Genomic DNA, 14,173 nt, shown 5'->3' with positions numbered 1-14,173 from the left:
CGCGCCCGGCGGTGTTTTCGTGCACGAGAAACGCTCCAACTCCTGCCGGAGGTTGACACCCGGTATCAGGACACCGAGCGCATTCTTGCCGGCTTGTCTTCGGTCAAGGTCAGTGTTGTCTCGTTGCGGTGGGCAGCGGCGAGGGCGCGCAGCTTCAGTCCCAGGTGCAGGGTCAGCCGGTCGTCTCCCCGGCTCAGCTCACAGCCGGTGAGCTGTTCGATTCGTTTGAGCCGGTGGTACAGCGTCGCGCGGTGGACATTCAGGTTCCGTGCAGTACGGGCGACATCGCCGGCGTTGTCGAGGAATGCCTCCAGAGTGGCAACGAGCCCACGATGGCCGTCTTCTTTGTCCAGGGTGACCAGCGCGGGCACCTGCGCGGCCGCGAGAAGGTCCTCGGTAGGCATCCTCAGCAACAGCTGGTAGGGGCCGAGTGCGCCCCACCGGGCGACCGGTCCGATCGAGGGCACGAGCTGTGCCGCACGCACCGCAAGAAAGGCCTGGCGGTAGGACTCGACAATGTCCTCGACGCGGTGGGCGAGGCCTCCGATGCCCAGCACGAGCTGGACGCCGTCCTGGGTGAGCCGGTCGAACCGCGCGGTGAGTCTGCTGCAGATCGTGTCCAGCTCCCGGCGAGACGGCGGCTGGGGCTGGGCGAGCATCAACCATGCTCGGGACTTGTTGGTGGCCATCAGGGCGCAGGCGGGGGCTGCCGAGCGCTGCGACATCCAGCTCTGAGCATCTTCGACGGCGGCTTCCATGGCTACGGTCTGCGGGGCAGCAATGCCATCTGGCCCCTGGTGCTGCATGCCGAGAACCTGGAAGTACATGCCGGTGGTCGGGAACAGTTGCTCGGCCCGAAGGTCGTCCACGGCCTGGGAGCGGATGGCACGATCGGTGGCCACGAGTTCCCGCAGGATCGCCTCATGCCGTGCCCTGCTGCGTTCGTGCACGATGAGCTGTCGATACAGAACCACACCGGCGCGTTCGGCCGCTTCCCGGGCAATGTCTTGGTCCCGATCGCCGAGTGTGGAGTCGGGGTCGATGAGCCACAGGTAGCCCAGTAGCAACCCGGCGCAGCGGATCGGGATGCACAGCCGCGGCAAGGTGCCCTCCAGGGGCACGATCACCCGGCCCGGCGTTGTCCACTGCGCAATGCCTTGCGCGAGGATCTGCTCGCACAGCTGCGGGGCGACCGAGCGGTTGAGCACCGACGACACTCGCGATGCGTCCTCGTCACCGAAATGGCGACTCGCGGCCAGCAACCGGATGTTCGGGTCATCGATCGCCACGGACCGCTGCAGCCGCTCGGCCAGGTTGTCGACGATGTCCTGCAGGTCATCTGCCATCGCACACACCTCCCGTGGTAGGGGCGTGGATCAACTATGCATCAGCACCCCCCCGAATTGCGAGCGACAGATGTCGCGTCCTCCCTCCTGCCGTGCGACAGATGATGCGCACGGCGGCCCGAAGACATCGCCACACTTCGAGGTGCGATGGCCGGGTATCGGGAGTTCGGCAAGGACTTGGATCATCCTGGCGTGTGCCGCCGGCGCATCCGATCAGGGCGTGGCCCCCAGCCAGCGCCAGCCCATCAGTGGACGCGCAACGGACCCGCCCGGCACACAGAGCTATCCAGCCCGCCACCGTGGTAGTCGCTCCGGCGGCCCGATCGACGCGCCGGTGCAGACATACCTGACCGATTTCAAGCTCGCGAATCCCGACCGGTCTGCGGCAGTGACCGTTCGGCTGCCGCTGAAACCACTCATCCGGCCTGCCCGGCGGCTACCTGCCGGACGTGCTCGAGCAGCCGACGCAAGAACTCACCACCCTGCCGGTCACGGGAATCCCCGGCGAACCGGGCGTGCACGCCTCGGTGCCTCACATGTCGAGTGCCAGACGTAGCGAGATTCATTCGCCGCCGCTTGTACCTCCATTGGTCGTTGTAGGTGTCAGCAAGTTCGGCCACGTGCCTCGCCGCCATGCGTCCATTCGGAAAAGCTCTTCAACAGTGCCTGCGAGTCGCGCGTCGTCCTTGCGAGGAACTCATTGATGTAATAGCCCGCGCGACCGCACTCGAAGGGCCCTTCGGCCCGCAAGCTGGCGTGCCGCGGGTCGGACAAGCATTCTCAGGTGGTCCGCTCCGCCACGAAGCTCGCCACGTTCTCGGCGACGGCGGTGAGCGGGAGGGCGCCGGCGCCGAGAACGATCTCGTGGAAGTCGCGGACGTCGAACGCGGGCCCGAGCGCCTCCGCCGCGCGGCTGCGCAGCTCCCAGAACTTGAGGAAGCCGAGGCGGTAGCCGAGCGCCTGACCGGGCATGTCGGTCGAGTAGCGCAGCGTTTCGGTACGGATCTGCCCCGGCGACTCCATGGTCGTCGACGCCATGTACCTGGCCGCCTCCTCGAGGGACCAGCCGAGCGCGTTGAGCCCGGTGTCGACGACGAGCCGTTGCGCGGTGAAACGCTGGTGGACGTAGTGGCCGTAGCGATCCCATGGGTCGGTGTAGAGGCCCATCTCCGTCCCGAGCGACGCGGCGTACTCGGCCCAGCCCTCCGTGTAGGCACCGAGCAGCTCAGGGGCGAACACGCCGCGGACCGGGTGCAGCCCGGCGTCTTCCTCCTGGCGGGCGAGGTGGAAATGGTGGCCGGGGACGAGTTCGTGATAGATCAGGGTCGCCGCGTCGATCTGGGACCTGGTGTCGAGGCCGGACCCGTTGTAGCGGTAGCGGCCGGCGGGGTTTGTCGGGCCTGGCTGCTCGTAGTAGCCGTAGGACAGCCCGGCTTCGAGCTCGGGATCGAGGCGTTCGACCTCGTAGCCTGCCTCGGGTAGTACCGAGAACCACTGCCCGACCAGTGGTTCGATGGCTGCGATGTGCCGCCGGTAGGTCGCGGCGACGTCGTCGGCGCCGCGTGCGTGGAACCGCTCGTCCGCTTCGAGCACTCTCCGGTACGCGGCTTCGTCGCCGTCGAAACCCACCTCCGCGCGGAGCTTCGCCATCTGCTCGGTCAGCTCGGCGACCTGGGCGAGCCCGAGCTCGTGCACCTCCTCCGGCGAGATGTCGAACGAGGCGTACTGACGCACCAGTTCCCGGTACGCCCGCTCGCCTCCGGGGTACTGGCCGAGCCCGACCCCGCCGGCCGCGGTGTCACGCCCCGTGCCGTCGAGGTAGCGCAGGAGCGAGTCGACCGCCGGCAGTATGTCGTTCTCCTCAACCCGCCGCAGCCCGTCCTGCAGCCTGCCCCGCAGGGCCGGTGACAGGGGTTCGAGGCGGGAGTCGTCGAGGGTGAGCCACCGTCGCATCGCGACGCGCATACCCTCGACCGTGGACACGAACCCCGGCAACGCCGCGCGCGGTATCCCCCAGCCACGCTCGGCCTGCGCGCGAAGCTTCGCTTCCGCCACACGTACCCGTCGCGCGAGGTCTGCGGCAAGGGCATGGAAACGCTCGACGTCGGCCGTCGAGTCGGCGAAGGTGATCACGTCGAACACCTGCGGCGCCGTGTGGCTGAACTCGAACATCTGGTAGGGCGCCACCGGGAAGTGCCACCACCATGACTCGTCCGCGCGCGTCCAGTCGTCGGCGACGAAGCGGAGCAGAGCGGCTGTATTCCGCTCGTCCTGCTCGAGCGCGGCAACGTCGATCCCGATGAGCGCCTCGCGCACGGACCGGCCCACCACGACTCTTTCTTCCGCCTCCTCGTGCGACCCGCACGGCAGTCGCTCGACGGGTTGCCCGTTGCGCAGTGCATAGTGCGGCTCGGTACGCAGGACGTGGTCCCACACGCGGTCGGCGAGGCTTCGGATGGTCAACGCCATGATCGGCTCCTTTGTCGGTCAACTGCACACGGGTCAGCGTGAACTGGTCAGTCGGGCGGGAAGCCCGAACGACACCGCCGCCACGAGGGCACCCACGGCGCTCGCTCCGAGGAACGCCCAGGTGATGGCGTTCCAGCTCGGCAGCTGCATACCCGGCGTCAACTCGAGGGCCATGACGGTGGCGGCCAGCTGAGCACCGACCGCCTGGCCCACCGCACGCAGCACGTAGGCGACCCCGGAGACGCTCGCGACGCGGTCCGCGGGAAGCGTGAGCGCGATGATGTTGACGCCCTGGGTGAGGCCGAGGCCCACCGCCACGCCGACCAGGCCAGCGCCGACGGCCAGCACGACAGCATCGGACCGGCCGGCCAACATGACCAGCCCCGCGACGAGAAACAGCACCCCGGCGAGCACCATGACCATGCGCGACCCCACCAGCCTCTCCAATCGGCCGGCCAGCGGGGAGACGATCGCACCGAGCACGCCTAGCGGGAACATGATGAGCCCGGTGACGACCGGGGTCGAGCCCAGCCCGTACCCGGTCGCTGCCGGTGCCGCCACGATCGTCGGGACAGCGATCATCAGCCCCACGGAGGCCACACCCGAGGCGAACGCGGTCAGGTGGACGATCGTCACCGTCCGGCCGCCCAGCCGCAGGTCGACAAGGGGTTCCACGACCCGCCGCTCGACGGCGACGAACACGGCCAGCGCGACGACGGCCACCGCTCCCAGGCCGAGCACGGGAGCCGACGTCCACCCGGTCGACGCGACGAACGTGACGCCCAGCAGGAGCGCCACCAGGCCGATGCCGAGCAGGACGGCACCCGTCCAGTCGACCCTGCCCCGCACTGCAGGCGGATAGGACGGCATCACGAGGACAGCGAGCACCATCAGTGGTACAAGCACGATCAGGGCGATCCAGTACAGCCACGGGTACGAGAGCACGGAGAGGATCGGCCCCGCCATCAGCACACCACCCGCATTGGCGACGGCCATTCCACCGACGAGCAGGCCGTTGGTCCTCCGCAGCTTCTCGGGTGGCTCGGTGTCGCGGACGATGCCGATGGCCAGAGGCACGAGGCCGATCCCGACGCCTTGCAGGCCCTGGCCGACCGCGAACACCGCGACCGAGGAGGCCAGCCCTGCAAGCGCGATCCCCACACAGACGATCGCGAGGACGCCGAGGAAGACGACCCGCCGGTCGCGGACGTCGGCAAGCCTGCCGACGACCGGGGTAGCGACCCCGCCGGCGAGCGCCATCGCCGAGATGATCCACCCGGCTTGCGCCGGCGTCGCGCCAATCCCCTGCTGAATGAGCGACAATGCGGGCAGGATCATCGCCTCGAGCAGGCCGTAGACGAGCACACAGCCGATCAGCAACACGCTTACCGATCGTGCGCGGCCCTGCGCCACCGGCAGACCGCTCACCACAGCCTCGTTGCTCATCGGACGGGCACCTCCGTCTCGAGCAGCCGCCTGAGCTCGAGGTCGACGATGCGCGCAGGAGCGGCGGTGGCGGGTGCTATGCGTGCGGACATAAGTACCTCCTGTTAGCGGCGAAGCCCGGGGCGCCAGTGCCGGCGACGTCGAAGCTGGTTAGCAGCTTGAGGTGCGGCGTCGTGGATGGGAACGGGACAAACGTCGAGCAGATCGGTGCCGCGGTCCGACAGTTGGTGCATGCGCCATCTGGCGCAGCGGCCGGCGAAGGTTCGTCGCGCATGTCCACGACCGTGACGCTGTGGTGAAACCTAAGCTGCACGCACCAAAGGCGTTGAGCTTGATGCGAGGAGTACGGGTGACACGGCAAAGGACGCACCACGCGCGACCGCCGGCGCGTGCAGCGCACCTATGTGCTTCGCTGGGTTACCCGACCTCGCGCAACGGGGCGAGCCCGAAGACGCTGGCCACCGAGGTGGGGCAGGTGCCGTTGGCGGTGCCCCGGGATCGGGCGGGGACGTTCGAGCCGCGGCTGGTTGCGAAGGGTTCTCGCCGGGCCGGCGGTCTGGACGAGATGATCATCTCGCTGTACGCGGGCGGGATGACGGTGCGCGATATCCAGCATCATCTCGCGCACGCTGGGCACCGAGCTCTCGCACGAGACCATCGCCAACGTCACCGACGCCGTGCTCGAGGAGGTCAAGGCCTGGCAATCGCGGCCGCTGGAGGAGATCTGTCCGATCGTCTATCTGGACGCGCTGGTGGTGAAAACTCGCGACGGCCATCAGGTGCGTAACCGCTCCGCGCACCTGGCCGTCGGTGTCGATCTTGATGGCGTCAAGCACGTGCTCGGGATCTGGGTGCAAGCAGCCGAGGGCGCGAAACTCTGGGCCGGGGTCTGCGCCGAGCTGCGTAACCGGGGCATCCGCGCTGTGTCCGAGGACCGAGCCACCCCACAACCGCCACGCCCAGGTATCGCGCTGGCCTGCAACTACCATGAACCGATCATCTCGGTGCACGTGCACCGGTCGAAACCACGATGGATTCTCGCGGCGGGCCCGCCCCGAGGGCAGCCGAGGGGCCGGATCGATCGACACGCGCAGCAGACGACGAGGCCCGGAGCCTCCAATGCTGCTCGGTGAGTCTAGCGGGCCCAACCGCATACTGGTCAATCCGCACGAGGGCTGCAGCCGAGAGCAGCACCCCTGACCCCCTCACTGTAAGTGAAGGGGACTGGACCTCTCTACCTGCACAAACGGAGAAGCCGCAGGAGAGACGCTGCCGCTAAGTGCGGTTCGGTACCGGTGAATGCCGTTATGCGCGCAGGAGTGGAGTGTCCAGGGTTGCTCCAGCGAAAGCCGTGTGACGGCCATCATCGCTCGATCACTCTCCGCGGTCGGTGCTGTTTGTCGCGCAGTTCATCCGCTAGCGGTGCACCCTGCTACCGACCCGGATGCCGGGCTGCCGCACTGGCGTGGATTCGAATCTCGGACGCGGTGACACACCCGATCTACAACGACCGGCAGGCCGCACCACCTCCGGATATCCGCCGACCAGACCTGATACGACAGCGCACACGGCGCGGCAACATATGAGAGAACACGCGCTGCGGCCTCCGCGACACCCGCAACGACCGCGACGCCCATCGCCACAACGCTCAAGCCCAGAGGTTCGCGCGCATGGCCTCTGCCAGGTCATCGAATCCGTCACGCGGTTTGCCCGGCAGATCCCGGGAGGCGGCGCGAATGCGGGCGAGGATCTGCTGAGCGGACCGGTCCGCCTCCACCAGCAGCGTCGGCAGGTCGTGGTCGACAAGCACACCGTCACGCTTCACGAATCTGCCCGCGACCATTACGTGCCGAATATCGGAGGGCTTCGTCTGGTAGATCAGCGTTCCCGGAGCGTCGATGACGGGATGCAGCGCCATGTCCTGGCCGCCGGCCATGATCAGGTCGGCCTTCTTCCCGACCGTGATGCTGCCGACGATGTCGTCGAGCCCGCAAGCCTCGGCGCCATTGATCGTTGCCCATTCCAGTGCCTGCAATGCCGTGGTGGACACCTGTTCGACGTCCTTGCCGCTGAGGTTGAGATGCTCTGTGTCCGCCCAGCGCTTGAACGCGAGACCCATCCGCGCCTGTGTGATGAGATCACCTGAGTTCAGGGAGACGACGTCGCAGGACAGGGTGGGTTTGACGCCGAACTCTTCGCACTTGGCGAAGACGGGACGACCCATTCCCATGTTGAGTTCGGTCTCAACGGAGATCGACACCTTCACTCCGGAGTCGGCAAGGATGCGCCACCGCTCGTCGGTCAGCGTGTTGCAGTGGATGTGGACCTGATCGGGCCCGAGCAGTCCTGCCCGCGCCAGCGGTTCGAAGACCGAGGGTCCCCCCAGAGACCATCCATGTGTGTGGCGATCAGCGCGCCGTGCTCGCGCGCCGTCCGAATCTCGGCCTTGGTACTCGAGAACGGCACCAGCCCGAGCTCGTTCAGCGACACGCCCAAGGTCACCAGGCCGTCGCCGCTGCTGAAATAGGTGCCGGCGATTCGCTCGAAGTCCGCGATGCGGCTGCTGTGGTCCGGGAAATACGGTGGCGCCGAGGGACTGCTCTCGAAGAAGCCGTAGCAGAATTTGGCCCGGATTCCGGAATCACGAAGGCCGGTCACCGCGGCGTCGGAGTGGTCCGGCGTGTTGTTGCAGTGCGAGAAGTCCAAGAGGGTGGTCACGCCGGCGTTCAACGCCTCCAGCGCGCCCAGCTTGTTGCCGAGGTAGACGTCGGCGGCGGTGTAGGCGGGAGACACCGCCAGCCGGATGCCGTGGAAGTATTCGGCCATCGACCAGTCGGCACAGATGGCGCGCGCCAGCGTCTGCCACGTGTGTCTGTGGGTGTCGACCATGCCGGGCGCGACGATGTAGCCGCTGAGGTCGAGGATCTCATCGGCCGCTGCCTCCACGTGCGCACCGACGGCGGCGATGGTGTCGTCCTCGATGAGGATGTCCCCGCGTGGCACCACCCCGACTGCCGGGTCCATGGAGACGATATGTGCGTTCCGCAGGAGCGCTCGGGTCGTCATCGTGATCAAATCCTTTCGTCGCCGGCATTCGTTGTCGTGTTCAGCTGCCTGATCGCCAGCTCTGTCAGCAGACTGGCGACATCAGGCACAACCGAGTCGTCGAATCGCACGTCGGGTGAGTGGTTGGTGGGCAAAGTGTCGGGGTCGCTTCCCATCGCGGCGCCGACCAACACGAACGCGCCGCCCGTCTCCTCGAGAAGGAGCGAAAAATCTTCCGAAAGCATCTCCGGCACGACCAGGTCGCGGTAGCGTTCGACGCTGAACAGCTCCCTCGCGGTGCTACGCGCGAGCGCTGCCCCGTTGGCGTCACTGACGGTGGGACCGAGGTCCGGCCCGACCTTCGCCCGGAGCCGGAGTCCGTAGCTTTCGGCAATTGCCGCCGCGATGCCTCGGATCTTGGCGTAGAAGCGGTGCGCCTGCGCGCGACTCGTCGCGCGCAGGCAAATCTTGAGCAGGGCCCGGCTCGGAATCACGTTGGCCGCGGTCCCGGTTGTGAGAGAGCCGACGGTGACGACGAGCGGATCCGCCGGCGAGTTGTTCTGGGCGACGAACGTCTGGATGGCTTGCACCACCAATGCCGCCGTCGAGACCGGGTCGAGCGCCATGTGTGGTCGCGCCGCATGTCCCCCGCGACCCAGCAGTTCGAGGTCGAACACGAGCGCGGCGCCCATCACCGCGCCCTCGCGGCAGTAGAACATCCCCGCCTCAACGTATGAGAGCACGTGTACGCCGTACGAGGCGATCGGCGTCTGTCCGGTCACCAGGTGCGCCTTCTCGCTGATCACCAACTCTGCTCCCCCGGCGCCCTCCTCCCCTGGCTGGAACAGCGCCAGGACGTTGCCGCGGAACTCATCCCGCCTCCGGTGCAGCTCGTGTACGGCACCGACTAGGCCGGCCATGTGCAAGTCATGGCCGCATGCGTGCATGTTTCCATTGGTCGAGGCGAACTCCTCACCCGATTCCTCCGCTACCGGAAGCCCATCCATGTCCGCGCGGAGGAGCACTGTCGGGCCAGGGCCGGCCCCGGGGATCACCACCGCGAGCGACGAGCACCTCTCACTGGTGTGGATCTGTAGACCAAGGGGTTCGAGTGTGTCCAACAGGAGCTGCCGGGTCTTCGGCAGGTGCAGTGCGAGTTCCGGCGTCTGATGAAGTCTGCGACGGAGGTCGATCAGGTCGATCACGATGGCTCCCTTCGATTGGATTCTCAGCTCGCGCGGTCCAGGGCCGAATGGGTTGCGTGGCCGGGGTCATCGCCGCCCCAACCACGCGAACTCGGCGCGAGTGGACCTAGCCGGCCTGTTGCGGCGTCGGCCCGGGATTCAGGCCATCGTGGTCGCGGCGAGCGGTGCCGCGAAGGCGATCACAGCGACGACCATTCCGGAAACCCCGTGGTGCCGCGGCGCAGTCCGCCGCCGGTTTCGCCGGGGGAAGACACCCTTCCGGTTTCCCTTTTACTCATGAGAGTGCTCCTCACCAGAGCGATAGCCGGTTCGGGATGGAGAGGGTCAGCGGACGGCCTTGGCGGCTCGCACCGCCTCCGCGTGCCTTTCGCGGGCGACCAGCTCCATGGACTCGAAGGCGCCGGGAGGGGTGCCGGGGAGTTCATGACCCGCGTCGCGAATCCGGCCGAGAATCGCCTCGGCCGCGGTGTCGGCCTCCGCGGTCAGCCGTGACAGGTCGACGCCGGTGAGCACGCCGTCGCGCTTGACGATCCGGCCGTCGACGAGAACCGTCCGCACATCGGCGGCCGTGGTCTGGAAGACGAGCGTGGCGTAGGGGTCGATCCTCGGGTGCTGTTCCACCGCTCCCCCGCCCACGAGCTGCACGTCCGCCCGCTTGCCAGGGGTCAGCGAGCCGATCCGGTCACCGAGCCCCATCGCGTGGGCGGCGTTGACCGTGGTCCATTCGAGCGCCTCCTTCGCGCTGGTGGTCACGGACTCGGGCATCGCACCCGACAGATTGATCGCCTCCGTCGCCTCCCAGCGCGTGAAGCCGAGTCCGAACCGCATCTGGTGCCAGAGATCACCGGAATTCAGCGAGATGACGTCCGCGGACAGTGTGGGCGCGACCCCGTGGCGGCGGCAACGCTCGAAGACCGGCCGCCCCATCGACATGTTGAGCTCGGTCTCGACCGAGATCGAGACTTTCCCCCCGCTGCGAGTGATCGCGTCCCATTCGGCGTCGCCGAACTTGTTGCAGTGGACGTGCACCATGTCCGGGCCGAGCAGGCCGAGGGCGTCGAGCTCGACGATCCCGTCGCAAACCACGCTGCCCCAGACGTCCCCGGCGTGGTTGACGATCAGCGCGCTGCGTTCGCGGGCGGCGGCCAGTTCGGCGACCGTCTGTTCCCACGGCAGGGCGAACACCTCGGAGAGCGACACCCCCAGGGTCAGTAGCCCGTCCGAGGCGAAGTAACGGTCGGCGATCCGGTGGAAGTCCGCGATCCGTGCGGAGTGCTCGCCGAACTTCGAGTTCTCGGGCGAGCTCTCGAAGAAGCCGTAGCAGAAGGCGGCACGGACCCCGGCGTCCTGCAGCCCGAGCACGGCACCGTCGGCGTGGTCCGGGGTGTTGTTGCAGTGGGAGAAGTCGAGCAGAGTGGTCACCCCGGCGTTGAGCGCGTCAAAGGCACCGAGCCGGTTGCCGAGCCGGACGTCCTCAGCGGTGTAGGCAGGCGAGATCGTCAGCCGGATGCCGAAGAAGTAGTCGGCGAGCGACCAGTCTCCGCAGAGCCCGCGGGTCAGGGACTGCCAGGTGTGGCGGTGGGTGTCGATGAGCCCTGGCAGGACCAGATGCCCCGTCGCGTCGATCACCTCGGCATCGACACCGTCGAGGGACGGCGCGACGGCGGCGATGACGCCGTCCTCGATCAGGATGTCGCCGCGCGGGAAGTCGCCGAGTGCGGGATCCATCGTCAGGACATGCCCGCCCCTGAGCAGAGTGCGTGCCATGGTGGCCTCCAGGTACATAGCATCAACGTTGATTCTATAGATTTGACTTGTACGCTATAGTTATCTTCATGAATCTGTCAACGAAGGCTGGGGCCGCCGCGCCATCGCGTTCCACGAGCCGCGGCGAGGCTGCGTACCGGGAGCTGCGAGCTCTGATCCTGTCCGGGAAGTTCGAGCCGGGCGCGCGCCTTCAACCCGACGCGCTGGCCTCCGCGCTTTCGATGAGTCCCACGCCGGTCCGGGAAGCGATCCAGCGGCTGGCCGCAGAAGGGCTCGTGCAGTTCGTGCCGCAGAAGGGCGCGCAAGTGGTCACCCAATCGCTTGCGGACATGCTCGCGATCTACCAATTGCGGATGGTCCTGGAGCCCGTCGCCTTTTCCTTGTCGATCCGGCGTGGCACACCGGAATGGTCCATAGGTGTCAGGCGCTCGTGGGACGCGCTCACAAGCTCGAGTCATCCCGGGGATACCTGGAATGAGGAGTTTGAGCAGAAGCACGCCGATTTCCATTTCCAGCTCATCAGCGCCTGCGATTCCGAGGCGCTCCTGCGGGAGATCGACCGCCTGCGCGCGCAATCGCTGATGTACCGCGCGGTGTCTCGTGCGCCGCACGGACCAGGACCGGACTTCGCACGAGCCCACGAGCCCCTGTTGGCGGCGGCGCTGGAGGGGGACCACTCCGGCGCGATAGACGTGCTGGTCGACCACATCGCGTCGGCCGTCGACGACGCGAGGCTCGCGGGTGACGTGGTGCTCAGCGAGGAACAGCGCAGCGCCGCGAAGGAGTCCGCGAGGCTTCTCGCGGCAAGTTGGAACGCGGTGACGATCCGGCCGGCGACGGCCACCACGGTCCAATGAGGATCGGGCGAGCAGCACGCAGCGCGGACGCCACACCTCGCCTCGTCGCGGTTGCACCAGAGGGGGAAGGGCTCGTCGATCTGGTAACGGCCGACGTCGCCCTCTCGACGCGGCGAGGAGCCACCCACGAGGCCGCAACCCGCGTCGCGGAGGCCAAGTTTCCCGGCAGCCTCACCACCGCACTGGACCGAGGAGCAGGCGTTCTCCTCGAGGAGGCCTCGGCCGCGCTCGCCTCCTTCGACGAGCGCGCCCTGATTCCCCTTGAGGAGGCGGTACTTCTGCCACCGGCCGATCCCCGGGTGCTGCGCTGCTGCTCGGCGTTCGAAGAACACGCCCGTAACGGCTTCAGCAGGCTCGGGCAATCCGTACCCGCCACCTTCTACGAGTTTCCGCCCTACTACAAGGGAAGTCCGGCAAGCCTGATCGGCCACCGCGCGCCCGTGCGTTGGCCGGGCTACACACAGTCGATGGACTACGAGCTCGAGTTCGCTCTGGTCATGGGCTCGAGGAGCACCAACCTTCACCCTGAAGACGCCGCTTCCCATATCTTCGGTGTGACCGTCATGAACGACTTCAGTGCGCGGGATACGCAGTCGCTGGAGGCCGGGCAAGGGCTGGGCCCCTGCAAAGCCAAGGACTTCGCGACCGCCCTCGGCCCCTGGATCACCACTCTCGACGAGCTCGACATCCACGACCTGCCGATGATCGCCCGCGTGAACGGCGTCGAATGGAGCCGGGGGTCCTCCTCAACGATGACCTGGCTTCCGGAGGAACTGGTCGCCTATCTGGCCTACGGCGAGGAACTGCTGCCGGGAGACGTGATCGCCTCGGGCACGGTCGGCAATGGATGTGGGCTGGAGCTTGGGAAAGAGCTTGCACCCGGCGATGTCGTCGAGCTCGAGATAGGTGGTATCGGAACATTGACAAACCAGATCGGCCAACCCGAGACGTCCGGCTGGCGGCCTGTCCCGCGCCGGCAGTTCGCTGGAGGTACCCAATGAGCATTTCACCGTCGCCGCAGGTGGTCGAGCTCGCACCAGGGATATTCGCCTACATCCAGCCGGATGGGGGCGTCATGCTGAACAACGCCGGCTTCATAGCATCCGGTTCGGATCTGCTCCTGATCGATACGTGCGCCACCGAAGCGAGGACGAAGGCGCTCCTCGCGGCGGCACAAGCAAAAACCGGCCTACGTCCCACCCTCGTGGTCAACACCCACCATCATGGTGACCACACCTTCGGCAACTGTGTGACGAATCCAGCACCGATCATCAGTCATGAGTACGCGCGCCGACGCATACTTGCGACAGGACTGGCACCGATGAGCCTGACACCGACAGTCCAGTTCGGTGACCTCGTTCTGGCCGCGCCGACGATCACGGTCGAGTCACATGCGCATCTTTACGTCGGTGCCATCGAGGTGCATCTCCTTCATCTCGGAGTGGCGCACACGGCTGGTGACCTCGTTGTCTGGTTGCCTGAGTCGCGCGTTCTGTACGCGGGGGACATATTGTTCAACGGCGGGACCCCATTCTTGATCGATGGGAGTCTCAGCACCTACGACCGTGTTCTCGACAAGATACGCGACCTCGATCCGCGCCTGATCGTCCCTGGACATGGCGATCCCGCTGGGACAGACCTTCTCGACGAGACATGGGATTACCTGCGATGGCTGCGCCGACTTGTCGAAGAAGCCCATGAGCGCGGCCAATCTCCACTCGAGGCGGCGAGGGCCGCGGATCCCGGACCGTTTTCCGAGTGGCTGGATTCGGAACGCCTGGTGGTGAACATCGCGCGCGGCCTGGCCGAAATCAATGGCGCCGCACCGGCGGAGCCACTCGATTACGCGCGAATGTTCGCGGACATGACGGCACTGCGCGGCGGCCCGATCCACACGCTCGCATGACGGAAAAGACGGACTTCTTTTGCGGAGAGCCGACATGAGCCCTGAGACCGCCGGGCCGTCCGTGAACTTGTCTCCCGTTGGCCAGGAGGAGGCGTACTCTCTTCGCGGTCTTCTCACCCGGGCGCGCGACCG

At 67.0% G+C, this 14,173-nt stretch carries 10 protein-coding genes and 1 pseudogene; 4 read left to right on the top strand and 7 right to left on the bottom strand.

The annotated features are described in order from the left end of the window. Positions 1–65 precede the first annotated feature (65 nt). The 3 genes from FCN18_RS16915 to FCN18_RS16905 all read right to left on the bottom strand — a co-directional run bounded on the left by FCN18_RS16915 (position 66) and on the right by FCN18_RS16905 (position 5,261). Positions 66–1,346 (bottom strand): PucR family transcriptional regulator, encoded by a 1,281-nt coding sequence (locus FCN18_RS16915; RefSeq protein ID WP_112273940.1) that lies wholly within the window; start codon positions 1,344–1,346, stop codon positions 66–68. Positions 1,347–2,126: 780 nt separating this feature from the next. Continuing rightward, positions 2,127–3,815 (bottom strand): DUF885 domain-containing protein, encoded by a 1,689-nt coding sequence (locus FCN18_RS16910; protein WP_137095570.1) that lies wholly within the window; start codon positions 3,813–3,815, stop codon positions 2,127–2,129. 33 nt (positions 3,816–3,848) lie between these two features. Then, the gene (locus FCN18_RS16905; protein ID WP_137095569.1) at positions 3,849–5,261 is read right to left on the bottom strand and encodes an MFS transporter; all 1,413 of its coding nucleotides are present in this window, start codon (positions 5,259–5,261) and stop codon (positions 3,849–3,851) included. 418 nt (positions 5,262–5,679) lie between these two features. On the opposite strand from FCN18_RS16905, the pseudogene FCN18_RS16900 reads away from it, so the two are divergent. Then, positions 5,680–6,187 (top strand): annotated as a pseudogene (locus FCN18_RS16900) (IS256 family transposase); the annotation flags it as partial. A gap of 722 nt (positions 6,188–6,909) precedes the next feature. Here FCN18_RS16900 and FCN18_RS40560 read toward each other — a convergent pair. From FCN18_RS40560 to FCN18_RS16880, 4 genes are all read right to left on the bottom strand, one after another. Then, on the bottom strand, positions 6,910–7,566 hold the full coding sequence (locus tag FCN18_RS40560) for an amidohydrolase family protein (RefSeq protein WP_323808361.1): 657 nt from the start codon (positions 7,564–7,566) through the stop codon (positions 6,910–6,912). Beyond that, positions 7,563–8,327, bottom strand: a complete 765-nt coding sequence (locus FCN18_RS40555; RefSeq protein WP_137095567.1) for an amidohydrolase family protein — start codon at positions 8,325–8,327, stop codon at positions 7,563–7,565. Before FCN18_RS40555 ends, FCN18_RS40560 begins: the two co-directional genes overlap by 4 nt. Before the next feature lie 5 nt (positions 8,328–8,332). After that, positions 8,333–9,511 (bottom strand): M20 metallopeptidase family protein, encoded by a 1,179-nt coding sequence (locus FCN18_RS16885; RefSeq protein ID WP_158303130.1) that lies wholly within the window; start codon positions 9,509–9,511, stop codon positions 8,333–8,335. Between the two features lie 324 nt (positions 9,512–9,835). Then, the gene (locus tag FCN18_RS16880; RefSeq protein WP_137095565.1) at positions 9,836–11,278 is read right to left on the bottom strand and encodes an amidohydrolase family protein; all 1,443 of its coding nucleotides are present in this window, start codon (positions 11,276–11,278) and stop codon (positions 9,836–9,838) included. Between the two features lie 68 nt (positions 11,279–11,346). Between FCN18_RS16880 and FCN18_RS16875 the strand changes: the two genes are divergently transcribed. The 3 genes from FCN18_RS16875 to FCN18_RS16865 are packed head-to-tail and all read left to right on the top strand — an operon-like array spanning position 11,347 to position 14,041. Then, complete coding sequence (locus tag FCN18_RS16875; RefSeq protein ID WP_137095564.1) at positions 11,347–12,135, top strand: GntR family transcriptional regulator; 789 nt, start codon at positions 11,347–11,349, stop codon at positions 12,133–12,135. Then, positions 12,132–13,136, top strand: a complete 1,005-nt coding sequence (locus FCN18_RS16870) for a fumarylacetoacetate hydrolase family protein (RefSeq protein WP_137095563.1) — start codon at positions 12,132–12,134, stop codon at positions 13,134–13,136. Before FCN18_RS16875 ends, FCN18_RS16870 begins: the two co-directional genes overlap by 4 nt. After that, positions 13,133–14,041: an MBL fold metallo-hydrolase gene (locus FCN18_RS16865; RefSeq protein ID WP_158303129.1), complete on the top strand. Its 909-nt coding sequence runs from the start codon at positions 13,133–13,135 to the stop codon at positions 14,039–14,041. The genes FCN18_RS16870 and FCN18_RS16865 overlap by 4 nt, the downstream gene beginning before the upstream one ends. Positions 14,042–14,173: the final 132 nt, after the last annotated feature.

The organism is Prauserella endophytica (genome assembly GCF_005146945.1).
GTDB lineage: Bacteria > Actinomycetota > Actinomycetes > Mycobacteriales > Pseudonocardiaceae > Prauserella_A > Prauserella_A endophytica.
The sequence above is the reverse complement of the archived record's forward strand: the minus strand, read 5'-3'. Positions and strand labels throughout refer to the sequence as shown.

Excerpts from the sequence above, each read along its gene's own strand:
- FCN18_RS16870 (WP_137095563.1), top strand. The coding sequence starts at position 12,132 with ATGAGGATCGGGCGAGCAGCACGCAGCGCGGACGCCACACCTCGCCTC.
- FCN18_RS16910 (WP_137095570.1), bottom strand. The coding sequence starts at position 3,815 with ATGGCGTTGACCATCCGAAGCCTCGCCGACCGCGTGTGGGACCACGTC.
- FCN18_RS16865 (WP_158303129.1), top strand. The coding sequence starts at position 13,133 with ATGAGCATTTCACCGTCGCCGCAGGTGGTCGAGCTCGCACCAGGGATA.
- FCN18_RS16915 (WP_112273940.1), bottom strand. The coding sequence starts at position 1,346 with ATGGCAGATGACCTGCAGGACATCGTCGACAACCTGGCCGAGCGGCTG.
- FCN18_RS16905 (WP_137095569.1), bottom strand. The coding sequence starts at position 5,261 with ATGAGCAACGAGGCTGTGGTGAGCGGTCTGCCGGTGGCGCAGGGCCGC.
- FCN18_RS16875 (WP_137095564.1), top strand. The coding sequence starts at position 11,347 with ATGAATCTGTCAACGAAGGCTGGGGCCGCCGCGCCATCGCGTTCCACG.
- FCN18_RS16880 (WP_137095565.1), bottom strand. The coding sequence starts at position 11,278 with ATGGCACGCACTCTGCTCAGGGGCGGGCATGTCCTGACGATGGATCCC.
- FCN18_RS40555 (WP_137095567.1), bottom strand. The coding sequence starts at position 8,327 with ATGACGACCCGAGCGCTCCTGCGGAACGCACATATCGTCTCCATGGAC.